The organism is Longicatena caecimuris, from assembly GCF_004341945.1.
Lineage (GTDB): Bacteria > Bacillota_I > Bacilli_A > Erysipelotrichales > Erysipelotrichaceae > Longicatena > Longicatena caecimuris.
Window position 1 is genome coordinate 1 of record NZ_SMBP01000005.1, and the last position, 25,601, is coordinate 25,601.

Annotated in this window: 22 protein-coding genes; 2 read left to right on the plus strand and 20 right to left on the minus strand. The window is 36.6% G+C overall.

Features of this window, described 5'->3' with window-relative positions; genetic code table 11:
- Positions 1-880: IS110 family RNA-guided transposase (locus EDD61_RS04060; protein WP_132224138.1), on the plus strand; the 880-nt coding region annotated here is incomplete at its 5' end.
- A 68-nt stretch (positions 881-948) separates the two neighbouring features.
- Here the strand turns inward: EDD61_RS04060 and EDD61_RS04065 are convergent.
- The 15 genes from EDD61_RS04065 to EDD61_RS04135 form a co-directional block, all read right to left on the minus strand.
- Positions 949-1,488: a gamma carbonic anhydrase family protein gene (locus tag EDD61_RS04065; RefSeq protein WP_132224140.1), complete on the minus strand. Its 540-nt coding sequence runs from the start codon at positions 1,486-1,488 to the stop codon at positions 949-951.
- Between the two features lie 268 nt (positions 1,489-1,756).
- The gene (locus tag EDD61_RS04070; RefSeq protein ID WP_132224142.1) at positions 1,757-1,948 is read right to left on the minus strand and encodes a FeoB-associated Cys-rich membrane protein; all 192 of its coding nucleotides are present in this window, start codon (positions 1,946-1,948) and stop codon (positions 1,757-1,759) included.
- Between the two features lie 54 nt (positions 1,949-2,002).
- Entirely contained in the window at positions 2,003-4,018 is a 2,016-nt protein-coding gene (feoB, locus tag EDD61_RS04075) for a ferrous iron transport protein B (protein WP_132224144.1), read from the minus strand.
- Complete coding sequence (locus tag EDD61_RS04080) at positions 4,015-4,257, minus strand: FeoA family protein (protein WP_008979576.1); 243 nt, start codon at positions 4,255-4,257, stop codon at positions 4,015-4,017. The genes feoB and EDD61_RS04080 overlap by 4 nt, the downstream gene beginning before the upstream one ends.
- A 430-nt stretch (positions 4,258-4,687) precedes the next feature.
- Complete coding sequence (locus tag EDD61_RS04085; RefSeq protein ID WP_008979577.1) at positions 4,688-5,302, minus strand: J domain-containing protein; 615 nt, start codon at positions 5,300-5,302, stop codon at positions 4,688-4,690.
- Positions 5,286-6,131, minus strand: a complete 846-nt coding sequence (locus tag EDD61_RS04090; RefSeq protein ID WP_132224146.1) for a DUF5685 family protein — start codon at positions 6,129-6,131, stop codon at positions 5,286-5,288. The genes EDD61_RS04085 and EDD61_RS04090 overlap by 17 nt, the downstream gene beginning before the upstream one ends.
- 84 nt (positions 6,132-6,215) lie before the next feature.
- Complete coding sequence (locus tag EDD61_RS04095) at positions 6,216-7,163, minus strand: tyrosine-protein phosphatase (protein ID WP_132224148.1); 948 nt, start codon at positions 7,161-7,163, stop codon at positions 6,216-6,218.
- A gap of 374 nt (positions 7,164-7,537) precedes the next feature.
- Positions 7,538-10,090, minus strand: coding sequence for an ATP-dependent Clp protease ATP-binding subunit (locus tag EDD61_RS04100; protein WP_132224150.1), 2,553 nt, complete (start codon positions 10,088-10,090; stop codon positions 7,538-7,540).
- A gap of 342 nt (positions 10,091-10,432) precedes the next feature.
- Complete coding sequence (locus EDD61_RS04105; RefSeq protein ID WP_132224152.1) at positions 10,433-12,091, minus strand: diphosphate--fructose-6-phosphate 1-phosphotransferase; 1,659 nt, start codon at positions 12,089-12,091, stop codon at positions 10,433-10,435.
- Between the two features lie 358 nt (positions 12,092-12,449).
- Positions 12,450-12,923 carry a flavodoxin gene (locus EDD61_RS04110; protein WP_132224153.1) on the minus strand — a complete coding sequence of 158 codons (474 nt, stop codon included), beginning with the start codon at positions 12,921-12,923 and terminating at the stop codon, positions 12,450-12,452.
- A gap of 31 nt (positions 12,924-12,954) precedes the next feature.
- Entirely contained in the window at positions 12,955-14,121 is a 1,167-nt protein-coding gene (locus EDD61_RS04115; RefSeq protein WP_132224155.1) for an iron-containing alcohol dehydrogenase, read from the minus strand.
- A 13-nt stretch (positions 14,122-14,134) separates the two neighbouring features.
- Positions 14,135-14,473 (minus strand): cyclophilin-like fold protein, encoded by a 339-nt coding sequence (locus EDD61_RS04120; RefSeq protein WP_132224157.1) that lies wholly within the window; start codon positions 14,471-14,473, stop codon positions 14,135-14,137.
- Between the two features lie 266 nt (positions 14,474-14,739).
- Positions 14,740-15,054, minus strand: coding sequence for a flavodoxin family protein (locus EDD61_RS04125; RefSeq protein WP_132224159.1), 315 nt, complete (start codon positions 15,052-15,054; stop codon positions 14,740-14,742).
- Between the two features lie 287 nt (positions 15,055-15,341).
- On the minus strand, positions 15,342-16,241 hold the full coding sequence (locus tag EDD61_RS04130) for a DUF3737 family protein (RefSeq protein ID WP_132224161.1): 900 nt from the start codon (positions 16,239-16,241) through the stop codon (positions 15,342-15,344).
- An 18-nt stretch (positions 16,242-16,259) separates the two neighbouring features.
- The gene (locus EDD61_RS04135) at positions 16,260-16,511 is read right to left on the minus strand and encodes a hypothetical protein (RefSeq protein ID WP_132224163.1); all 252 of its coding nucleotides are present in this window, start codon (positions 16,509-16,511) and stop codon (positions 16,260-16,262) included.
- A gap of 170 nt (positions 16,512-16,681) precedes the next feature.
- Between EDD61_RS04135 and EDD61_RS04140 the strand changes: the two genes are divergently transcribed.
- On the plus strand, positions 16,682-17,602 hold the full coding sequence (locus EDD61_RS04140; RefSeq protein WP_132224165.1) for a LysR family transcriptional regulator: 921 nt from the start codon (positions 16,682-16,684) through the stop codon (positions 17,600-17,602).
- Positions 17,603-17,834: 232 nt separating this feature from the next.
- Here the strand turns inward: EDD61_RS04140 and EDD61_RS04145 are convergent, their stop codons facing one another.
- The 5 genes from EDD61_RS04145 to EDD61_RS04165 form a co-directional block, all read right to left on the minus strand.
- Positions 17,835-18,875 (minus strand): hypothetical protein, encoded by a 1,041-nt coding sequence (locus tag EDD61_RS04145; RefSeq protein WP_132224167.1) that lies wholly within the window; start codon positions 18,873-18,875, stop codon positions 17,835-17,837.
- A 224-nt stretch (positions 18,876-19,099) separates the two neighbouring features.
- On the minus strand, positions 19,100-19,723 hold the full coding sequence (locus EDD61_RS04150) for a hypothetical protein (RefSeq protein ID WP_132224169.1): 624 nt from the start codon (positions 19,721-19,723) through the stop codon (positions 19,100-19,102).
- 609 nt (positions 19,724-20,332) lie between these two features.
- A complete protein-coding gene (locus EDD61_RS04155; protein WP_132224171.1) occupies positions 20,333-23,341 on the minus strand; it encodes a DUF4268 domain-containing protein in 3,009 nt (1,002 codons plus the stop codon).
- Positions 23,342-23,473: 132 nt separating this feature from the next.
- Entirely contained in the window at positions 23,474-24,835 is a 1,362-nt protein-coding gene (rlmD, locus tag EDD61_RS04160) for a 23S rRNA (uracil(1939)-C(5))-methyltransferase RlmD (RefSeq protein ID WP_132224173.1), read from the minus strand.
- Positions 24,829-25,443, minus strand: a complete 615-nt coding sequence (locus tag EDD61_RS04165) for an HAD family hydrolase (RefSeq protein WP_243642687.1) — start codon at positions 25,441-25,443, stop codon at positions 24,829-24,831. Before EDD61_RS04165 ends, rlmD begins: the two co-directional genes overlap by 7 nt.
- Positions 25,444-25,601 lie beyond the last annotated feature (158 nt).

The following is a 25,601-nucleotide window of genomic DNA, read 5'->3' on the forward strand; positions in this document are numbered from 1 at the left end:
TCGAAAAACCAAAACAGATAAAATTGACGCTCGTATCATCGCTTTATATCTATCCACAGGTGCTTCTAGAACCTATCTGTATTCATCATACCACACTGAGGCTCTAAAGCAACTATCTCGTGCAAGAAATAAGCTGATTCGTTCTCGTAGTAACCAATACGTTATCATCACGAATATTCTTGATGTGGAATTCCCTGAATTTAAAGCTTTCTTTCATAACAAACTTAGTGATACTGCTTTATTTCTTTTAAACAAATATAAAACAGTGGATCGTATGAAACGTTTAACTCATCAAGACTGTGTTCTATTACATAATAAATCTCGTCGCATTCCAACTTCTAGTTTTGAAGAACTTCGTGATTTAGCAAAGCATACGATTGGGCATCATTTTAACTACAATGACCTTATTCTTTCCTCTGCACTTCAAATCGTAAATACTCTTGAACGGCAAATAGAAAGCATTGAGAAGGAAATTTTAGCTATCATGGAAGAACTGCATTCTCCTATTGATACTATTCCGGGAATCAGTACGCTTAGTGCTGCGACTATCCTCGGGGAATTTGGCGACTTCTCGAAATTTAGTAATCCTAAACAGCTTTGTGCTTTTTGTGGAGTAGAGCCTGCCATTTACCAATCTGGAACATCTTTTCATAATGGCAGAATGGTAAAGCATGGCTCCTCTGAATTACGTTATGTCCTTTTTAATGCAGTTCCTTATTTAGTTATTCATAACATAACTTTTCGTGAATTCTTTTATAAGAAACTTCATGAAGGAAAGAATTACCGCGTAGCACAATCACATGTCGTTAAGAAACTATTACGTATGATTTATCATTTAGAACTTACTGGAGAATCATTCGACCCAACCCTTCTTTACTAGTCAATTTTATCTAATTTTCAAAGATCAATTTTTGTGCTCTTACCAGCACTTGTTTTTGTCATGCTTTTTTAATCTTTTTCAAAAAGGCTTGACTTCTTAATAGCTAGCTCCTTATACTCTTTGCCTAGTTGTGCATAATGCATAGCATTGTCTTGAATTTCCTGTATTTGTTGTGCTGATATTGCCTTTATAACCTTAGCAGGACAGCCAACAACGATACTATTTTTAGGTATCTGCATATGTTCTGTCACTAAAGCCCCCGCTCCGATAATGCTATGGGAACCAATATGAGCACCATTTAAGATGATGGCGCCCATACCAATTAACACCTCATCCTCAATATAACAACCATGCAAAATGGCATTATGACCTACTGTCACATGCTTTCCTATGGTTAATACATGCTGTGGATCGGTATGTAACGTACAATTATCTTGAATGTTACTACCTTCACCGATTTCAATATGATCTTTATCCCCACGGATCACACTGCCAAACCAAACACTCGCATCTGCTTTCATAGTTACATCACCAATGATGGTTGCATTATCCGCAACAAAGCAGGTGGCATCAATTCGTGGAGTATGGTTTCGATATGTCTGTATCATATGTTTCACCTCTTTGCCTTTATTGTAGTTGTGTTTCTAGGAAATGTAAATGCTTCTTTGGCTTTTTTACAAGCGCTTTACTATCGTATCTTCTCCATCTTTCACTTTAATGCAGGTACCATCTAATTCCATGTTCCACTCCAAATGTGTGGTTAATACATGCATACCGATTGGAATCATTTATTTTTGCCCCTTAAATTTTCATTAAACAAAGAAAAAGCGAAGTAGCAAATGACTTCGCAAATAAGACGTAGGTTTGTATACAAGCTCATTCTTTCAGCTTTTTATCAGCTTCATCTTTTTTATAATCTTCATAGAAATTGGAAAATGCATGACAGGAACTGCAATCACTTGTACAAGAGCCACATCCGCTATTTCCTTTTTTAGCTCTGGTTACATAAAAGACAATGAGCAATAAGCCGATAATAATGGCGCTCACGATAACATCTGCTAAGTTCATATCATCACATCCCTTCTTATAGTATTAGTATATGTTTTTTTCTTGATTCTGTCATCAGAAAAGCATAGAACCTATCTGATAAACAACTAGTGCTACCACATAAGCTACACCGGTTTGATAAGCCACCGTAGCCAAAGCCTGTCTCATAGAACCTAATTCTCGTTTCGTTGCGGCAAAAGCAGCAACACATGGCATATACAAGACCGTGAAACATAAGAAAGCAAACGCTGAAACCGGTGAGAAAATCGTTTGCAGTGCGCTGGATAAGCCTGCATCACTTGTGGTATTGGTTAATACAGACAGTGTAGAAACAACACTTTCTTTCGCCGTAATTCCGGTAACCAATGCCGTTGATGCACGCCAATCTTCAAAGCCTAATGGGGCAAAGATATGGGATATCCAAGTACCGATATTTGCCAACATGCTGGTAGATGAATCTTCTACAAAGTTGAAGGCAAAGTCAAAGCTTTGTAAGAACCAGATGATGATGGATGCTACAAAGATGATCGTAAAAGCTTTACGTAAGAAATCTTTTGCTTTTTCCCACATGTGTAAGATCACACTTTTCGCACTTGGAATACGATAAGCCGGCAATTCTAAGACAAAGGGTACGGATTCTCCTTGAAATACAGTTCGCTTTAATAACAAAGCAGACAGTATTGCAACTAAGATGCCTATCAGATACACACTGATTAAAATAAGTGCCGTATGTTCTGGGAAAAAGGCAGCTGTAATCATGCCATAGATTGGCAGTTTTGCACTACAGGACATGAAAGGTGTCACCACGATCGTCATTTTGCGATCACGATCACTGCTTAAGGCTCTTGTGGACATGATGGCAGGTACGCTGCAGCCAAATCCGATTAGCATTGGCACAAAACTTCTTCCGCTTAACCCAAGTTTGCGCAATGCCTTATCCATGACGAAGGCAACTCTTGCCATATATCCACTATCTTCCAATAAAGATAGAAAGAAAAATAAGGTAACGATGACAGGAAGAAACGATAATACACTTCCCACCCCATTACAGATACCATCAATCACCAAGGCATGAAGCCAAGAGCTAACATGTAACTGCAACAGCAATGTACTTAACGCATGAACTGCAATATCTATGCCTTCTTCTAATAAACCTTGTAAAGTACCGCCAATCGGTCCAAAGGTCAAATAGAAGATCATCAACATAATAAGGATAAAAACCGGAATCCCTAAATATTTATGTGTTAACAGCCGATCAATGCGTTGACTGCGTTTTAATCCTTGTGAGCGATGATTTTTCACAACACAATCCTTTACCAGCTCTTCAATATAAGAATAACGCATATCCGCTAATGCAGCCTCACGGTCTGTACCTAAAGCATCTTCCATGCTTTTAACAATTTTTTCAATGATATCTAGATCATCTTGATGTAAATGCAAAGCACGCTGCATCGGTTCATCACCTTCAACCAATTTGGTAGCCGCAAAACGTGTTGGATAATCCGCAATCTGCGCATGATCTTCAATGATATGTGCAATTGAATGAATGGCACGATGTACTTCACCCTTACAAAAATCCAGATGAATGGCTTCTTGATGTTTCCGTGCTTCTTTCTTTATCACACTGATCAGATCATTGATGCCTTCATTCTTACTAGCAGAAATCGGTACGATGGGAATCTGTAAATGCTTTGATAGCTTTTCTACATCAATACTATTTCCACTGGCTGTAACTTCATCCATCATATTCAATGCGATGACCATCGGTGTCTTTAATTCCATCAACTGTAAAGATAAATATAAGTTTCGTTCAATATTGGTCGCATCCACAATATTGACGATCAAAGCAGGGTGATCTTTTAAGATAAAATCTCTTGTGACAACTTCCTCACTCGTATAAGGCGATAAAGAATAAATGCCCGGAAGATCGACAAGGGTTGCCTCTTTGAAATTCTTGATGGCTCCCATCTTCTTTTCTACCGTTACTCCAGGGAAGTTACCAACATGTTGATTACTTCCGGTTAAACGGTTAAATAAGGTTGTCTTGCCACAGTTCTGGTTACCGGCTAATGCAATTAGCACTTCACTCATAGCATTTCCTCCTCAACCAGCACTTCAATCTCTGCTGCATCCTGCAAACGCAGCGTTAATACATAACCGCGTAAATATAATTCCATCGGATCTCCCATAGGGGCAATCTTAGTTACCTGAATTTTGGTTTTAGGGGTTAATCCCATATCTAAAAGTCTTCTGCGCAATGCTCCTTGCCCACCTACACTTTGTATGATGCCGCCCATGCCCGGACGTATTTTATCTAATGTCGTCATCATGCTGTCTACCGCCTTCCTAAAAAAGTTATACGCGTCTAACGTTTACATATCTATCATACTCGAAATTCTTAACTTGTCAACAAATTGCATGTGTTTCGTAAAGAAAAGTAATAAATTTATGCATGAATGCGTTTACATCAAATGATATACTCTCTGTGTATAATGATAAGTAAAAAAGACAAGAGCGGCTAAGGAAACCCTTGTTAACGAATCCCTATGGATAAGACTTATGTCGGGCAACGATAAACACACCATCCTATGAAACAAAGCAGTGATCAGTTTTGTATGTGAAGAAGGCAAAGACTGCCCTTTTATAAATAACAGCTTTCTATATCTCAAAGACTTTTTTTCAGATAGACAGGATGTAATGATTGAGATTTTCACTAAGGAAACAAGCAAAGGATGCCATAATAAAAAGAGTGTTTCCACTCTAACAGCATAATATAGGATAGCACATGCCGCCTCCACCAAGGCACATATTGCATAACAACAAATAACAACAGAAATTACTTGCACCACCAAACGGTGTCTGCATCTGCTGATAGCGCGTCCTGCCTCTTTGCAGTTGCGCATACAATTGACGATACTGCTGGTTGCTTGGATCCATCTGACAGGCCTTCTCCGCCGCATCCATTGCCGCGATATGATTGCCTAAGCCATAATTCGCAATGGCAAACAGATAATACCAGCTGGCATCACGTTCCTGAATATTGATTAAAACATTGTAAGCTGCCTGATACTGACCGGTATTCAAATAATTCACTGCTGCTTGATAATCATTCGTTGCACCACCATTTTGGTAGCCTTGATAATTACCATAGCCACTGCCAAACCCGCTGGCATTCCAGAAATCCTGCGGCCCACCGTTTTTCTTATAATCCATGATCTGCTGATAAGCATTCTGAATTTCTTTAAACTTTTCCTCAGCTCCCGCTGTTTTATTCACATCCGGATGATACTGCTTCGCTAATCGTCGGTATGCTTTTTTTATTTCATCTTCACTGGCATCTCTTGATACCCCTAATATCTTATAAGGATCTTCCATCTTCTTCACCTGTTCTCTTTTTACGTGCTAATTCATATTTTGCCCATATCCCTGAGTATAATACGTTGCGGATAATATCTGCATACGCAATGACCGGCAATATTTCAAAAGCCTCACATGATGCGGAAATCATCAATTCCAAGATCGTGCGCATGCGTTCATCAAAATCACTTTTCTTCGCTTCTTCTAACAAAGGATTAAAACACTGTTTCTTCTTATCTTCTTCTAGATCATCATAAGCATCCAGCAGATAAATATAGCGTCCCAGATAATCACCCATCGTTTTTAAAGTGGGTGCCCACTCATCTTCCTTGTAGCATAGAATTTCTGCCATAAAACGCCCTGTATAGGAAGCCAACAGATCTAAATCCTTAGTTCCCTTTTTTTCTTCTTCACCAAGTGCTGTCAAGGCTTCTTCAATACGTGTTACTTTCTCAGGATACTTTTGCTTAATGCTTTCATAGCGATGCTTTAATACTTTCTGATACATATGTGATGTATGCGAATGTTCATCCTGCCAATTGTCTTCACACTTTAAATACGTTAAGACTATCGTCATCTCGGCCGCATAGCTAAGATAGATGTTATCATACATCCTACGTTTTTGCATGGGATGTACCATACAGCGTTTCATCTTCTCTTCTGTAGGCGGTTCATATAACGCAGTTAACAAAATGGCCAGAAATGTCATATCGTAATTTAAGGAAAACCGTGACAGCTGTCCAAATTCTTTTTTCAGACATTGACAAAGACCACAGTAAAAACTGCGATAAATATCAAAATCTTTGATTTTTAGTTCCGGTTTATTTACAATGACATAGCCAAACATGCTCTTACCTCAAATATATTCATGTCATATAGTTTAACCTGTTCTTTAAAAAAATTCAAGAACAGGCGTTAAAATAACATGATTCTACATATTCAAAGGATATAAATAACGCTGTTTTAGATGCTTTCTTTGTGTTTCATCAATACCGAATTCTGCTTGAAAATAGGCTTCATAGGTTTGATAGCGTTGTTTAATAGCCTGCAAAGCTGCCCTAAGATACTGCTTTTGTACCCCCATTACAGCCTCCACATCCGTTTGCGAAGCTGCTACCTGCGCATAGATTTTCGCATTCTCCTTCTTACGATACTGATTGCTTAAGACATAATCATTTAAGATGGTTTCTTCATCAACATCAAGCAGCAACAATAACAAAGCTGCCCCAAAACCAGTGCGATCTTTTCCTGCACTGCAATGAAACAATACCGGTACCTCTTCCTCTAACACCACTTGTACAAGAAGACGATACGCAGGATTATCAAAAGGAAGCTTCGTATAAACCTGCATCATCATATTCTTTAACAATGTGACATCTACTTGTTGCAATAATGTCGCAAAATCAAAACTGCCTTTTACATCTATTCCTTGATCAAAAGTTATCGCCGATATGGGATGATACTTCGCTTCCGGTAAGTGGATGTCCTCCTTGCCTTTACGTTCCATATCACTACGCAAATCCAGAATATGTTGTATATGCAGTTGTTGCAAATATTCCACATGTTCCTTTTGTAAATCACACAAAGGAGCACTGCGATAAAAACAATCATAGCGCACCTGTTGTCCATCACGATTCACATAACCGCCAAGATCACGAAAGTTCACAACACCGGTGTCAGGAAGCGCCCGCGGTTTTACTACAAAGGTTTGCTTGCCTTTGCGAATATAGAGCATTGGACGTTTGTTGTTGCCAGAAAGCAAATGGCGCTGATTTCCTGTAACCTGCTGTAAGAGGCATCTTTTCTCATCGTAGACATCATAAACTCCTGCATCTGCATCCATCTCTAACAGCCAACCATCTTCATAACGTAATTCCATAGTTAATATCTCCTATTCATCACACATGTCATATATTTTCTACTATCTTCTAGTATACCTGCAATGTCTCATGAAAACAATTCCTCAAGAGGGAATCCTTACGTTTTCATGCATCTCGTAACCCTCTATCTGCACGTTGATCCTAGCTGTTAGGCGTTAGATGAGTCCTTATTACTTCTATTTATGATTCACTGGAAAGGCATAAAGGATACATTGGTAATGTACCTTATAAAAACTATTGGGCAAAACAGCCATAACAAAAAAAGATCCCTCCTTTCATAAACAACGTTTTATTTACGTTGTCTACTTTAGAGGGATCATATCAAAGTTGTTTGAAAAACAGTCAACAAAGGGAATCTTTTTTATTCTAGTCCTTATGCATGAACCGTAACGACGTAATCGCCATCAACGACATCAACACTGATGACATCATCCTTACCGGCATTGCCTTCAATCATCTTACGAGCAATAAGTGTTTCAATGTTACGCTGGATATAACGCTTCATAGGTCTTGCCCCATATACCGCATCAACACCCTGAGTAGCAATACTGCGATATACAGCATCACTAACTTCTAACTTAATATCTTTATGGGCTAATCGTTGTGTCAGCTCATCCATGAATTTATGGGCAATCTTACTTAACATATCATCATTTAAAGCATTGAACACTACAATTTCATCAATACGATTGATAAATTCCGGTTTAAAGTATTTCTTCACTTCGTTTAAATACTTGTCTTCTTTATCTTCTTCATCAAAGGCAAACTGACTTCCCAGATTACTTGTCATGATCAGCAGCGTATTCTTAAAGTCTACGGTCACACCTTTAGAATCGGTAATACGTCCATCATCCAGAATTTGTAATAATACGTTAAAGACATCCGGATGGGCTTTTTCAACCTCATCAAACAGTACGATAGAATATGGATTCCGACGGATTGCTTCCGTTAACTGACCACCTTCATCATAACCGACATATCCCGGAGGAGCACCAATCAAACGGGCAACGCTATGTTTCTCCATATATTCACTCATATCAATACGAACGATATGTGATTCACTATCGAAAAGCTGTTCTGCCAATGCTTTGGCAACTTCTGTCTTACCAACACCGGTAGGTCCTAAAAATAAGAAGCTTCCAATAGGACGATTTTCATCTTGAATCTGGGCTTTGCTACGCAGAATGGCATCACTTACAAGCTCTAAGGCGTTGTCTTGTCCAATGACACGTTTTTGCAATGCTTCTTTCAAATGCAATAATTTCTGCCGCTCGCTTTCCACCAGTCGTGCAACTTCTACACCGGTCCAGCGCGAAACAATCTTGGCGATTAGCTCTTCATTTACCGTTTCCTGAATCAAAGCATCTTCGTTATGTTCTTTTTCAGCTTGTTCACGAATGAGCTTCTCTAAATGCGGAATGGTTCCATACTGGAGCTTCGCCGCATCCTCATAACGAGCCTCACTTTGTGCCTGTTCTAAGTCTAAACGTGCTTTTTCCAGTTTTACCTTAGCATCTTTGCTTTCTTCCAAAACAGCCTTTTCATCTTCCCATTTTGTATAAAGCTCATCTTTCTTTGCACGTAACTCTTCCAGTTCTTTCTTAATATCATTCAATCGTTCGATTGCTTTTTTATCTTCTTCTTTCTTTAATGCCGTTTCTTCGATTTGCAGCTGCATGATCTTACGCTGTAACTCATCCAATTCTTGTGGCATGGACTCCATTTCCACCCGTAAGGTAGCACAAGCTTCATCTACTAAATCAATGGCTTTATCCGGCAAGAAACGATCTGTGATATAACGATTCGACATAGTAGCCGCCGCAATGATTGCTTCATCTAAGATTTTTACACCATGATAAGATTCAAAACGATCTTTTAAACCACGCAAGATACTGATGGTATCCTCAACCGTTGGCTCTTGCACGGTAACTCTTTGGAATCGACGTTCCAAAGCAGCATCCTTTTCAATATACTGACGATATTCATTAAAGGTCGTTGCTCCGATACAACGCAGTTCTCCACGCGCTAGCATTGGCTTTAACATATTGCCGGCATCCATACTACCTTCAGTTTTACCAGCACCAACCAAATTGTGAATTTCATCAATAAACAGTATGATGTTTCCTTCGGCATTTTTTACTTCTTCCAAAATTGCTTTTAAACGTTCTTCAAACTCACCACGATACTTCGCACCGGCAATCAAAGAACCCATATCCAATTCAATCAGTTTTTTATCCTTTAAAGAACTAGGTACATCACCCTTCATGATACGCCAAGCAATTCCTTCCACTACAGCGGTCTTACCAACGCCTGGCTCACCAATCAATACTGGGTTATTTTTCGTCTTACGAGATAAGATTTGGATAACACGGCGAATTTCATCATCACGTCCGATGATAGGATCAATTTTACCGCTTTTTACATCTTCGACCAAATCACGACCATATTTACTTAAAGCCTCTAAATTACTTTCCGCATTTGGTGTATCCATATTCTTGCCACCACGACGTTTCAGTTCCTCTTCCTTGCATGCTTGCTCATTCAGGTGGAACTCTTTCACCAACTGTTTAGAAATATAAGATTTGTTAAACAGTAAGGCAATAAAAACACTGGCAACACTTAGATAGCTTTCCTGAACGGAATCACTCCATTGCTGCGCCTTATCAAATGACTTCGCAACTTCATTTGAGAATTGCGGATTCACATTGGAACTGCGAGCTACCCTGCTCATCTCATCATCAATCATTTGTAAAGCTCTTGTTTTATCAATATTCAATCGCTTAAACAGCCCATCTAACACATCGTTTTCAAAGATAGCTTTCAGCATTTGAATTGTGTCGATGGTTGTATGCTGATAGGTTTTACAGATTTCGACGGCATGCATGATAACTTCTTGCAGTTTCTCACTCATCTTTTCAAAGTTCATAGTATCACGCTCCTTTAGCACTCTAATACTTTGATTGCTAATTGTATTATAGCACAAGTTTTAGCACTGTCAACACTTGAGTGCTAATTTATTTGAAATAATATTTATTTAAAGCAGAGCTATTCTATTTTCAAGAATCATTTGTCAATATTTTAATAACTTGTATGTTTCATATTTTAGAATCATAAAAAAAGCTATACTGCATATTACACAATATAGCCTTTTACATGTATCTGGAATTTTTATACGATATTCATCTTTCTATATGCCACTTCTTTTACGAATACCTTCATTATGAAGGACTAGCATTTCACAAAATAGCAATAGTTTGACTACAACGTATTATTCTTGTTCAAGAGCAAGCGTTCTCGTTGTGATATCACATACTTCAGCAGGTCCGTAGTACTGGATAGCTCCTGGATAAACGAAGCAAGTTTCACTTGCCCATTCTTCTCTGTGTGCTTCAAAGAATTTGAATGGTTTTCCATCAAGTTCAACTAACGCCTTTCTGATAACTGGTTTGTCTTCACCATGACGTCTTTCTACGTTCATCATCTTCGTGATTGGCATACCACCGGCAACCCATTCGCTAGCTGGCTTAGAAAGATTAGAAATCTTTGATAAGTAGCCTGTATAACCATACTGGATCAACATAAATGCGTTATATCCTAATGAGTAGCAGTAGTCAGAATCGAAATTAGATGGGAATGCACATCTTCCTTCATATCCAAAGAAATGGTGAAGAGGATTAAATTTACCGTTGTATGTACAAGCTTTTCTTCTCTCTTCTAATTTATCTTTTACTAAAGCAGAGAATAATTTTTCAGATTCAATCAAAGAAACCTGCACATTTCCATGTGGATCTCTTTCTAAGAATAACTGCTGCTGAATACCTTCTGGAAGGATCGCAAATACATCCATAGATGCTTTTGTTAAACCATTTTCGATGAAGGCATATTTTTCTTTCCAAGTTGCTAAAGCATTGAATGCTTCTGCTTTGCTACCTGCTAATAATTCATTGATTTCCTGGATCAATGCAGAGAATTCAGGAACGAATTCAACAACACCTTCTGGGATGATGGCAACACCAAAGTTCATGCCTTTAGCTGCACGTTTTTCAACAGAATCAGCGATATAATCAGCAATCTGTGATAATGACATCTTTTTCTCAGCTACTTCTTCAGAAATCAAGCAGATGTTTGGCTGTGTTTCAAGTGCACATTCCAAAGCTACATGAGATGCAGAACGTCCCATAACTTTGATGAAATGCCAGTATTTCTTTGCAGAGTTTGCATCTCTTTCAATGTTACCAATCAATTCACTGTATGTTTTTGTTGCTGTATCAAAACCGAAAGAACATTCAATATCTTCATTTTTAAGGTCACCATCAATAGTTTTAGGACAACCGATAACTTGAACACCTGTATTATTAGCTGCAAAATATTCTGCTAATACAGCTGCATTTGTATTAGAATCATCTCCACCGATAATAACGATAGCAGTGATTCCATGTTTTTTACAAACTTCAGCAGCGATAGCAAACTGTTCGTTTGTTTCCAGTTTTGTTCTGCCAGATCCGATAATATCAAATCCACCAGTATTTCTGTATGCATTGATATATGCATCATCGAATGTTAAATAGTCATCTTCGATCAATCCACTAGGACCGTTTTTGAAACCTAACAATACATTTTCTTTATTGGTTGCTTTTAATGCATCGTATAAACCACAGATAACGTTATGTCCGCCTGGAGCCTGTCCTCCAGAAAGGATAACACCGACAACCTGTTTTTTTGCTTCAGATGTATTTGCTCCTTTTTGGAAAGTGATTTCCTTTTTACCATAAGTATTTGGGAAAAGTTCTTTGATCTTTTCTTGATCGGCTACACTTTGCGTTTCCTCGCCTTCTACAACACAAATATCTGCAATACCGTTTCTTAGCATTCCTGGAAGTTTAGGTGAATACTCATATCTAGCTTTTTGTAGTGATGAAATTTCCATAATCATTCTCCTTTTCATTTATCTAATTACATCCTAAATTATAAGGCATTCGCCTTAAAATGTAAACTACTAAAAGGTCATAAGTATGATTTTAAAGAGACCCCTCTTAGATGTCCTTAATGATCACTCATACATCATTTCAAGAGGCAGTTTCATAACAAAAAAGTTTGTATGATGCCATGCTAATTCACATCAAATGATAAATGTCGTATCCGAATATGACTTTATCTTCATTTTACCTAAAAGAAGTAAGTCTATCTTTTATCCCGTTAATTTTACAGTATCCTGTTTTCTGCTTAACCTTAACAAAACAAAACATCCGATTTCCATAACCTTCTTTTCTTACTTTACATATCTGTTAAAACTGTTCTGCCCAAGCTTTCAGCTCAATATCTTTTGCTTGACTACAAAAACGTTTCCCTTCTTTTAAGATAGCTCCTTTACAAGAACCTTCCAATTCGGCATTTGTTCTTCCCATTTCACTTCCCCCTGATGTAGCGAAAGGTATCACCGTTTTTCCTGTCATATCATAGCTCTCCAAAAAGGTGTTGATAATCGTTGGTGCAACATACCACCAAATAGGAAACCCAACATAAATCGTATCATATTGCTCCATGTTCTTTACCTTTCCTGTAATAGCAGGACGAAATGATGTATCATTCATTTCACAGCTTGTGCGACTATTTTTATTTGTCCAATCTAGATCGGCTGTCGTATACGGCTGCTCCGGCATAATTTCATATAAATCCGCATGCATCACCTTTGCCAACTTTTTTGCTATTTTCGCGGTAACACCACTCGCACTAAAATATGCAACTAATTTTTTGCTCATATCTTATACCCTCCTCTATTTGATACTTGTATTATAAACTGTTTGTTAGAATATTGACAATGTCTTCATGATTGAGAATCCGATAGCCACCTTCCATAATCAGTGTGCTGTTCGCAATTGGTTCAATCATCGCTTCCGTGACACCAAGCTCAGAAAGATTCATCACCAACCCCAACTCTTTCATATAGGTTTCCATACGATCAAGACCTTCCCTTGCAATCTGTTCATCTGTTTTTCCTGATGGATCCACATCCCATACATGAATGGCATATCTCTTAAATTTCTGTAATCCATCTGCCATAATGTACTTATAATATGGAATTGATACTGCGGAAAGTGTCATTCCATGGGTAGCATCGGTATGGGCACCTATCGCCTGTCCAAGCATATGTACTTCCCAATCCGTTGTTTTCCCCATTGCAATCAGTGTATTTAATGCCCATGTAGCTGTCCACATAATATTGCTTCTTGCTTCATAATCCTCTGGATTCTTGACAGCAATCTTACTGCTGGTAATCAAAGAGCGCAAAAGTCCTTCGGCAATATAATCAGATGTAGTGTCATCTTCACCTGAAAAGTACTGTTCTAAAATATGTGACATAATATCAAAACAACCCGCTACCATCTGGTATTTCGGCAGCGAATACGTAAATTTTGGATTCAAGATCGAGAATTTTGGAAATACATTATCCCCAAACACATGTCCGATCTTCAATTTCTGTTTGTGATTTGTAATAACGGCTCCCCCATTCATCTCAGAGCCTGTTCCTACCATCGTTAATACACATCCAACCGGAATGATCTTGCAAGTGACATCTTCAAAGCGAATATAATATTTTTCCCAAGGATCATCTTCACAATATGCTGAAATGGAAACCGCTTTTGCATAATCACATACAGAACCGCCGCCAACTGCTAAGATAAGATCCACCTGATGTTCTCTGGCTATCTGGCATCCTTCTGCTAGTTTTTCTACTGTTGGATTTGGCATGACCCCACTATCCTCAAAAATCACCTTTCCACATTCCTTCAAAATGGTTATTACCTGCTCGTAGATACCATTCTTCTTAATTGAACCTCCGCCATAGACAAGCTGCACGTTTGTTCCATAGCTTGCCAGCTCTACTTTTAAATTGCTTAGTGCATCCTCTCCAAAATATAATTTTGTCGGATTCGAATATTTAAAATTTCCTAACATTAACCTTTCCTCCTTATGAATTCTGACATACTTCAATCGTGATGGTTCCCTTTAATTTTTCAATATCACTTTTCCCGGAAACCACTTTGCCAAGCGCATATAAATCACTTCCTTTACCATAAAAGTCATAAAACATCACCACATCCGCCCAAGGTGCATAATAAGCCAATGTTCCTTTTTCTGCATTTGCCAAGGGAGCATCCTTTATATCAAGTGTTTTAGGTGGATAGAATGTTTTTTCATTTGTGCTAAAATCTTTGACTTCCAATGTCAAGGGAAGTTGTGCATATAATTGCATTGCGGCTTTGCTCTCATTCAGTTCATAGACAATTTCATACGCTTTTGACTTCACACGAAACTTATAGTTCTTTTAATCATTATTTAACACCCCCTTCGTTCACATTGTGCTTCCTAGATGATAAGCTCTTTCAAGATGCTTTTTGTCTATATGTCTTTTTCCTTTCTCACCATTACAACCACTGCCAAACACATTCCTATATCTGTCCAACCAATTGCTTTGTAACAAAACGATAGTAGGAGACCGATTGCTCAAATGTCCAAAACTGATCACTTCCGGCAGTCATTAACAAAACACTATTCTTATGTGGATATTTATCTTTACGTTGATATGGCAGATAACCTGTCAATAAATGCTTTTATGCTTGCTGAAAAAGACCAAAAGTAAAGAGGTGATGCCAATACTATCGTATCGCATACTTTGCATAATGGATATATCTCATTCCCTATGACACAAATATGGTTTCCATTTTGGCATGCTCCACATCCTTGACATCCAACAATTTTTTTATCACCCAGAAATACTTTATGTATAACATGTCCGTTTGCTTCTGCACCTTTTCTATAGGCATCTGCCAACTTATCTGTATTTCCGTTTTTTATACCACTTCCAATTATCGCCAAAATCTTATGCATAGTTATCTTCTTCTGAATAAACTATTCCTTTTATTTTGACTACGTTTTTCATAAAATTGTACATACGCTGTCCTACCCTTTTTCAACTATAGCAAACTTTATTCTAATACAATATGCAGGTAAGCTGTATTCATGACAAACGCGCTTATCTTTTATATTCGTTTTGTTTCCCAAGATACAATTAGACTTTTCTTTGCCACAAGAAACCGTTTTTTTCTATTTGCGAAACTAGTTTTAAAAAGGTGTCATGAAATATCGTTTACTACATCTGCGACATTTCATCTTGTTTATACTTTAATAAATTGTTTGTTTTCAGAAATCATCTTTTGCGCTTCCTCTGTAGGAAAATCAACAGGACCTACCATGACTTTGCCTTTTGCCTCTGGAATATCTATGATAATTTCTTTCACTTGCGGAACTTGAATCCATCCTGAAAGTGGATTTTTAATACTATCTAGTGAAGATGAAAGAATTGCCTGAACTTCTGATTTTTCAAAACAAAGATCCGCGTCTACCATTTCACAGTTGATCAAGGTCAGATTCTTGCAGTAACAAAATGGCTGCGTACCAATAATCTTACAATTCACAAGCGTTAATCCATCAGAATACCATGCCAAATATTCGCCTTTTATCACACTGTTCTTTACAACTACATTCTCTGCATGCCAGAAAGCATCTTTCGTATCCAATACACAGTTTTCGAATACAGCATTTTTTATATACTGGAATGAATATTTCCCTTTGAAGCGCACATCAGAAAAATCCAAGTCTGTAGCGCGCATCATAAAATACTCACTCTCTGCAGTACTATGATTCATCTGCATTCCATTGACTGACCAACCAAATTCCGAAGAGATAATATCACAGTTTTCAATTACCACATCGTTACATTCTCGCACCGCTTTAATTCCATGCATTTTTGTATGTGAGATTTTAACATGCTGAGAATACCATAACGAAGCTCTGCAAAGTTCTGTCATATCACTTCCATGTATCTTTAATCCTTTATTATGCCAAAATGGATAACGAAGATTGAAGTAACAAGCATCCACTTCAATTCCCTGACATTCTTTAAATGCACTTTCTCCATCTGCCAATCCATCAAATGCACAATTTTTCACCAATAAATCTGAACGTCCATAGAATGCTCTTTCCTTATCGAAGCTCTGATTCTCTACTATATTCATAACCATCATCCTTTTCTTTTATTTATGCTCATTATTTCGTCTAATCTGATAAACCAAATAATCAAGACAATCAATCTGTTTTTCGCTTTCATGTAATGCGTTAAGCAGTTCGTTTCTATGCTGTTCCAATAACTTAAACGCTTCTTTCATGTCATCTTCATTTAGATGTGTCAAGATACATTCCAGCATTTCCTGAGTACACCCGGCATCCTTTAGATTCTGAAGGACAATTTCCTTTGATTCATAGTTAACTAACTTCTCTAATTCCATGTTTATTCCCTTCCTTTTAATTTTTTCTCTCTACATGTATTATAATTTTACCGCTTTTATATAGCAAATACTTATTTTAAATACATTTGTATAGTTGAAACCTATTCATAAATCTGATATGCTACCTAAGAAGTTATTATCAAAACCAGATAGTTATAGGAGGGCACCATATGGAATTACGTGTACTTACTTATTTTCTTGCTGTAGCAAGAGAACAAAGCATCATTCGAGCTGCTGCTTCACTGCACCTTTCACAGCCAACCCTTTCCACACAAATTCGTAACATGGAAAAGGAATTAGGGAAACAACTTTTAATACGTGGAACGAAGGGCTCACGAAAAGTTACTTTAACTGAAGAAGGAATGATTCTCAAAAAACGCGCAGAAGAAATTTTAAGTCTTATAGAAAAAACAGAAAAAGAAATAACGCTATCAGATAGCGTTATAATGGGAGATGTTTATATAGGAGCCGGTGAGACAGATGCAGTTAGGATCCTTGCAAAGGCTGCTAAAGAATTACATAGCATTTACCCTGACATTCATTATCATATATCCAGTGGGAATGCTGAATTTGTTTTAGAACAGTTAGATAAAGGTCTGATTGATTTTGGCATCGTATTTGGAAGCGTGAATTTTGATAAGTATCATGCTTTGAAAATTCCCGTTAAGGATACTTGGGGTGTCTTAATGCGTCGTGATGCTGAACTTGCTCAAAAACAGACTATTGTACCAGAAGATTTATGGGATAAACCTTTGATAATTTCACATCAAAAGAATCAAGGCGGAGAAATCAGTTCATGGTTAAATTACGATATTGATCAATTGAATATTGTTGCCACTTATAATTTATTATTTAACGCTTCATTACTAGTAGAAGAAGGTTTAGGCTATGCCATCGGGCTTGATAAGATAATCCATACCGAAGAAAATAGTAAGCTATGTTTTCGCCCTCTAGAACCAACTGTCGAAGCAGAAATGTATATCATTTGGAAAAAATATCAAGTTTTCTCAAAAGCTGCGGAGCAATTTATGATAAAAATAAAAGAACTCCAGGAACAAAGCGAAGAAGAGAGATTAACATCGGCTATTTAACTTCAGCAATCCCGTATACTTCACTACTAGCTCATTTGCATGACTTCAATATTTCCTAAACCATATACCCAATACAGTGAATATTAAAGAATTTCAAAATTCAATTTCATAAGCATGCGTCCGCTTTTAATTTCTATTAAAACAATTCATCAATGCATACTTATTTCACCATAATTAACGTATCAGAAATCACTTCTTACTGTATTTTCATAGCAACACCACATTAATAATATTAATGATATGTATAATATATTTTCTTTGTATTCATAATTTCTATCGCCGTTTTAAGTAGTCTTTGATACCATTCATCAATTTTATCTTTATCATCAATCCACTGATATAATTCTTCAATTGTTATAATTTGGCTATCATAAATTTTCATATAGATCTTGCGAAATTCAATCTCTTGTTGTGCAGTAGTATGAAAATAAGCTTTTGGATTATGAAGCGCTTCCTCAAATATTTTTAAATCTTTCTGCATGTTTTTCCGATATATTTCTTTTGTTTCAATAATTGCCTTTAATTCTTTTTCGGCATTTTCTTTGTTCCCTTCACTGATATAAAATAGTGCATTTCTATAAGGTGTTTCATATCCCTTCACATCTATTAGAGTGGATTTTTTATAATCACGGATATAGAATTTTTCGATATCCTGTAAAGATTGAACGCTATTAAAGTAAGGAAATAATTGTTGAAAGATTAATTCTTTCATATCAACTACACTATGAATCAAATTCTCTTTTACAGCACAATCAAAATAAAAAGGCAAAGTATATGTACAATCTTTACTTATTATAGCTCTATAATATATTTGATCATCACTGAAATATTTAAACAAATCCTGTTCAATTAAGCATAGAGGGTATATATAGCCATTTAATTCTCGTATCCCTCTTTGTCCCTTATAGACTGCTGAAATAATAATATCATATACTATGTCATGTTCAATTTTACGAAATACAATACCTTTCTCTTTCACTTTATGAAATCCATATTGGTTTAAATCTTGTTCTAAAACCTGTTTTACCTCATTTTTTAAATTGTTTCTAATATCTTGACTGGACATTTTTTCACGATTCTCATCTTTTTGATTCCAACTATCTAGCCTACGCCAACCTCGATCTACCAAATATTGTTGCATTTGCTCTTGTTCCTTTTTAGAACAGCTTTTTCTTCTCATTTTAACCTGTACTATTTCTTTTAAAAATGATACAAAACTTGCGAAAAAAAACAAACAAATGAGAATTGCTATGAGCAATAAAATTTTAATCAATTTAAATCCTCCTTAAATAAATGTATAAAATTCATATGATAACACTTATAGATATTGGAAACAATGGAAGCTCCCAGTTTCTATATCACTACTATGTTTTACGAAAGTATCATTGCAAATATTTTAACTTCTACACATACTTTTTCACAGAGCTATTAATTTAACATTTTTTAGTTTATATTAATAAAATATCCATTCTGCTCATTACCTAATCTTTGCTTTCTTTAGACCTGTTGCTTATTCATCATTGTTTTGCAATATTGTTTTATGCCATCATGTATCCAAAGTCCTTTATTACAGAATATACCTTCACCTTTATCTTTTAGATATTCGATTGCCTCTTGATATCGGGTATTGTAAGCCATTGTTAAAGATACTCTTAGTTCTTCATGATATGTATTATCACTTATATGAGCATAAAAATCATCTATTGTGACCTCATTCATGATTTGATTAAATTTCTCTAAATACAAATCCACATATGTTTCCATTTCTTCTCTTGTCCACTCTTTTAGATAAGCATAATCTGAATATACTTCAACGCCACTAACCGTGAATGCGCCAATAGCCCTTAAACTCATTGGTTCTGCTTTGTTGTTTTCCATTCCTAGACAATCCCATAATAAATCATCTATCCATAAAGGTTTTATTTTTACTTGTATACTGCAACAACATCTATCGTCAACTGTTTCTCTAACATCAATCATGCATTCTATAAACAAATCGTTTATACTATACCAAATCATATAGTCTTTTTTCTTCATTTTGTATGCCTTGGCTTTTTCCTTTAACATCTTTGGCAATGTTTTTTTTAATTCTCTTAGTTTTCTTTGTTGCTCTCGTTTCATATTAACCTCCCAGGCATAAAACTTTACATAACGAATTGAACTGAGATGTTTTCCTCTTTTGCTAAGTTCTTAATAATTGTTTTTAATTACATCGCGTTTTTCATAGCAAAACCTCAAAAATGTCCTCAATTTTGCTTCTACTTTGAATATTTTTGCATATGCGGATAAAAGTAGTATACTCTTATTTTTTTCAGCAGCATTTCGTTTAAAACTTTCAGTAATAGTTTGTATTTCCGCTGAACTGTTCAGGTGCAAAATATCACAAAGCTTTCTTGATTATATGCCTTTACAGTATTACCACCGGGTCTTACTTCTTATAAAACATTGAAAAAACCTATTTTCATACACTTTTATTTCTGTATTTTAGTCAACAACACGACACTCTCAACATGGCTCGATACGTGCTGATTGATGTCGCCATATTGGAACATATCTGTGTATTTTGAGCCAAATATCGCTTATTTGCGGAAACATATCTATCGGCATAATTTGCCCTTATAGCAGCGCAGGGAGGACTATCGTCTCCACCTCTGATGAGCCATTTCGGGAATAGGTCATAGTAGAACTGTTTCCGCTTTAATTGCCATTGTCTCAACCTTAAAAACCACTTTACTTGCCTAGTTTTTTCGCCAAATCAGCTTCAAATGCAAGAATCTCCTGCCAGCATAAATCCAACTTCGTAAACACCTCTGCTTTATCCAACTGTTCATCAAAGTCAATAGTTGTTGTCTTAAATGGTATTCTCCATTGCCAATCTTCCTTACCCATCTTTGCAGGATAGTATTTATTAATGTCATCACAAATTGCTCTAAACTCATCCGTGATGTTCTTTGAACTAATTGCAAGCTGGATATATGAAGTCTTACCATTTCTATTAATGATTTCATAAAAATAGTGGTTATTAGTATTCCAGCCACTAGGTGCATCAGGAATATCAGGTAAAATTGCTGACATACCATCTGTAGTAAAACGGGTATAAGTTCTATTGCATCTAATCATATCAAGATGAGTTTCAGTCCTTGATTTAACCCATTCTCTGAAAATAGAAACAATAGCATTATAGCGTTTTTCCTCGTCACTTAATAAATACTCTAGCATTACGCCACAAATTTTATCGCTCCATTCTGCATGGAATTTAGCCATTCTTGACCAGTCTGCTTCATTAGTGATGCTTACTCCATTTAAGTGATAACACATCCATGAAGCTTTATTGTTATCCGCTCTATCCCAAGCAAGCTCTATTCCTAATTTAGCTTCGATTTCGTTTTTGTGCTTGTATAGTAAATCAAAAGCCTGTTTGTTTTTATTCGTATCACCGTTACCAAGGTAAAAGTCAATTCTTGCATTGTCATAATTAGCAATACAACTAATACAGAATCCACTTATTCCAAAGAATCCAGACTCAGTATTTGAAGTAGTCGGATTACATCCACTGAATGTACCTCTATGAACATGCTGTTCCTGAATAATTGGAAGTGCATATTCCCAATAACGTCTTCTGATTTCATGTCTTCCAGCATCAGAAACTTTTTTCATTTCTGAGTCTTTAAGATAGAAAACCAAATCCATTGGGTCAGCTTCGTACAATGCAAAGATTCTGCGAAGAATGGACATCTTCAAAGCTGTGCTTGTATTCTTCTCTATATAAAGATTTTCATCAATCTTTAATGCGCTACGTAAGTCTGATTCATTATTGGTAACATAAACAGCAAGGTCAGTATTTTCTTTTTTGCTATATGCAAGTGACATAAGCACAGACTTGTCCTTCTGATGTAGGAACTTAACAATATGCTCAAACATATCAGTCCAGCTTGTTACCGATTGTTCTGTAGTTAAATAACTATACTTTGCAATATCTCTACCGGTAAGGTCGAAGTTTTCATCGTCTAGTGTGCAAGAATCAAACTCCTTTTCTGATGGAACAAAATTCGTTGTTGGACAAGCCCAAATCTCCATAGCTAATTCAAGCATTTCATCATTACGCTCTTTTAGCTCATCCAATCCCCATGTTTGTTTTGTGGCGATTTTCTGGTTCATTTTTAAACCACTTGCTTTATAGCCACCTTCTTTAGCATCGCGCTTTTCAACAAAAGTATTATTACTAAGATTCGGATTATATCCTGTCAAAGTAAGGTTCGCTAAGCGGTGCAACCATGTTGCATGGATTTCTGCAGCATTCACGCCTAAACTTTCATTCCAAGCTGGAGTTAAATGCTGCGGCATAATATGCTCAATTGTATAAATGTTATTATCAAGATGTGTATAAACATCTTTTGTTTCAATTGTTCCATAGTTCTCAAAGCGTTCAAATAAGTATGCTTTATATTTACCACGCATCTGATATACTTGCTTCTCAGTAAGAGCCAAGCCGAATTCATCATCATCTGGAAATCGACCACTCTCTTTCTTTGAAAGCAATGCGTAGATGAATTTTGAAACATAATCATCGGCAGTATTATCATAGCGAATGATTTCTTTATTCAAATTCAAGAAAATCTTATTCAATGCATTTGTAGGCACTTCACAGATATTTCTTCTAAACAAGTAATTTTCAGTGATTAAGAAAATTCTTAATACATCATCAGTAGTTAGCTTACCATCCTGATGTAGTCTTAATACTTCCATCAAGAACGGACGAGTAACAACAATCTCTAAACGCATCAAGCGATATAAACAGTCATCAAGTTTCTGCTCCTTTAATCCGCTTTTACAAGTAAGGAGTTTTTCAAAGAATCTTGCATATCTAAGAAGGTCTGTGAGTAATGTATCAATAGGCAGAGAAACAGATTCGGCATAATTCTTAAATGCTCTATAAACGTTGCTAACCGTAGGAGTAACCTGCTGTTTGATGCTTAAGTAATCTCTTACAAATCCACTCACATCATTAGCTGTGCATTTTTCAATCTTTGCCCAGTAAGTATCATAATACTTGGTCTGATGTTGAGCAGGAAGGCCCATCAATACATAGTTTCTGATTTTATCACCTTCAGTAAGTGCAAGGCCAGTTGAGTTTAGGCTTTCAAAAATAAGCTGTGCATTATCGCCTTGGTCTAAGGTTATACTGATAATTTCAAGTTTACCAATTGCGGCATACAAATCAGCTACCGAAACTTCTTCTTTCATCACCATGTCATAGAAAAACTGATAGTTAATTGTGAGATTAGAACTCAGGTCATAGTCTTCTTTATCTCCGAACAATTTGATAAGAGCTTCTTTATCGCTTTTTATCGGACGAAGCTTAATTCTATCATCTTCACTAGCCCAAGGTGAGATAAGAAAACGCTGACTAATCTGTTCATCAAGTTTTTCTTCATCTGTTTTCACCTTACCTTGTGAAATAAGGTTACGGATGGCCAAAAGCAATAAAGTAATTGTAGTTAATCTTTGTTGCCCATCTATGATGTGATATTCAATTTTGCTGCCATTAGGTACAATCGCGGAAACAATGCTACCAAAGAAGTGGCTATCTCTACCATCAATCACTATTTTCTTTAAATCATCGTATAACTGGCGGCAGTTTTCATATTTCCAATCATACTTTCTCTGATAAACAGGAATCACATAGCGCTTATCTGCACCTTCCATGAAGCCTGTCATTTTAGCTTCTGAACCTTTCATCCGCCACCTCCTCTTTACTTTTAAATGAACTGTACTATTTTTCCATCATAAAGCAACTCAGCTTATTGACTTTTGAATTGATCTTACTTATTGTTTCGATTCAAAAGAAAACACCTTGCATTGAAGTGAACCCTATTTATAAATTCTTGACATCAATACTACGGTTTCAACATGAAACGTATTCGGAAACATATCCACACCATGCAAAACATCTCCGACATAGCCATATTTCTGAAACAGCTGCAAATCCCGCAACTGTGTTTGAGGATTACAAGAAATATACAGCACCTTTTTAGGACGAATGGTCGCAACACTGCGAATAAACGCTTCACTGCTGCCAGAGCGTGGTGGATCTAAGATCACCACATCCAAACGTTCTTTTTTCGCCGCCAGTTTCTGCATGAACTTACCGGCATCATCACAAACAAAACGAATATTGCGAATCTGATTCAGTTTAGCATTATTCTTAGCATCCTCTACAGCATCCTTATTCAGTTCCACACCAATGACCTGTTTCGCATATTGTGCCGCATACATACCGATTGTACCGATTCCACAATAGGCATCTAAAACCGTTTCTTTGCCTGTCATATGTAACAGCTCCATACCTTTTTTATACAACACTTCACATTGCTCATGATTGATCTGATAAAAAGATTTTGCTGATATGCGAAATTGTAAACCACATAAAGTATCCTCGATATAACCCGGACCATATAAAATACGCTCCTGTTCACCTAAGACAATGCTCGTCTTACGGGTATTCACGTTTTGTACGATGGTCGTTATCTGCGGATGCTTTTTTAATAGTTCCTGCACAAATGCCTTACGTGCCGGGAATACCTGCTGATTAATGACCAATACCACCATGATCTGTTTACTTACCATACCATAACGTATGACAACATGGCGAAGTAACCCTCTACGTTTATCCTCATCATAAGGTTCAATGCGCAGCTTTATCATCAAAGCCGTAATCGTATGTAAGATAGCATCACAAATTTCCGGATGCAGTAAGCATTGCTCATAGGGGATGATATGGTGTGAAAATTCTTCATAAAACCCTGCTTGCAGTTTCCCTTGTTTATCCTTTTGAAACCCAATGATCATCTTATTACGATAATGATACGGCTCTTTCATCGTGGCAATATCTTCCACTTTCATATGCAATCCCTTGCTTTTTGAACATAAATGCTGTAAGTACGCTAGCTTCTGTTGTTTTTGTCCCTGCACACTCATATGCATTAAATGACAGCTTCCACATCGCTCATAAATACCACAGAGTGGTTTTACACGTTCCTTATCTTTCTGTACAATTTCTATAACACTTGCACTATAGCCTTCCTTTAAGCGTTTCTGTATCTTCACCTTAACTCTTTCTTTTGCCAATACATGACGCACAAACACCTTATCTTTACCAACTATTAAAATTCCATTGCTGGATTCATCTAAATAAGCAATCGTTCCAGTTAGGATCTGTCCACTCTTTAACATACCTTCTCTCCTTCCAGCAATTCTTCTAGTTCTTGTAAAGCAATCTGTATATCATGAACAACGATTCCCTGCATACCTAAAGAGATTGCTTTTTCAATGTTTTGTACACCATCATCTAAAAACACACAAGATGAAGGTTTTAAATGATAGCGTTGAAACAATTCCATATACATAGCCGTATCCGGCTTAATCGTTTTTAATTCATAAGATAATACCGCACCATCTGCATAGGCAAAGAAATCCTGCGTCTTTTTCAAATAATCTGCGCTATCCTGACTGATATTTGATAATAAATAGATGCCATAGCCCTGCTGTTTTAACTTCTTCATACAAGCTAAGGTTTCCGGAATCGCATCCATCAATTCCAGCCAATGTGTCAGCATATGATCCATTTCTTTTTGATATTGCGGATATGCCTGATGATAAATTTCATATAGATCTTCTAGAAAAAGTATTCCTGCATCATATTGTGACCATGCCTCATGTGAGAACATCAATGTGCATAAGGTCTGCGTTTTTGTTTCATCCTTAAAATATTTAAGAAAATAGGTATAAGGGTCAAATGTTACTAAGACATTTCCAATATCGAAAATAATATTTTGTATCATTGCTAAAGCCTCCATATGTTTACATTATACTATAGTCCGTAAAGTGAAGAAAGTAAAATTGTCTATCCATGGCACATCTATTCACAGACGCAAAAAAAGACCAGCGGTGTGTTTATCCACACAACTAGTCTTCTTCTAAGTGATACTTTCTAAATCAT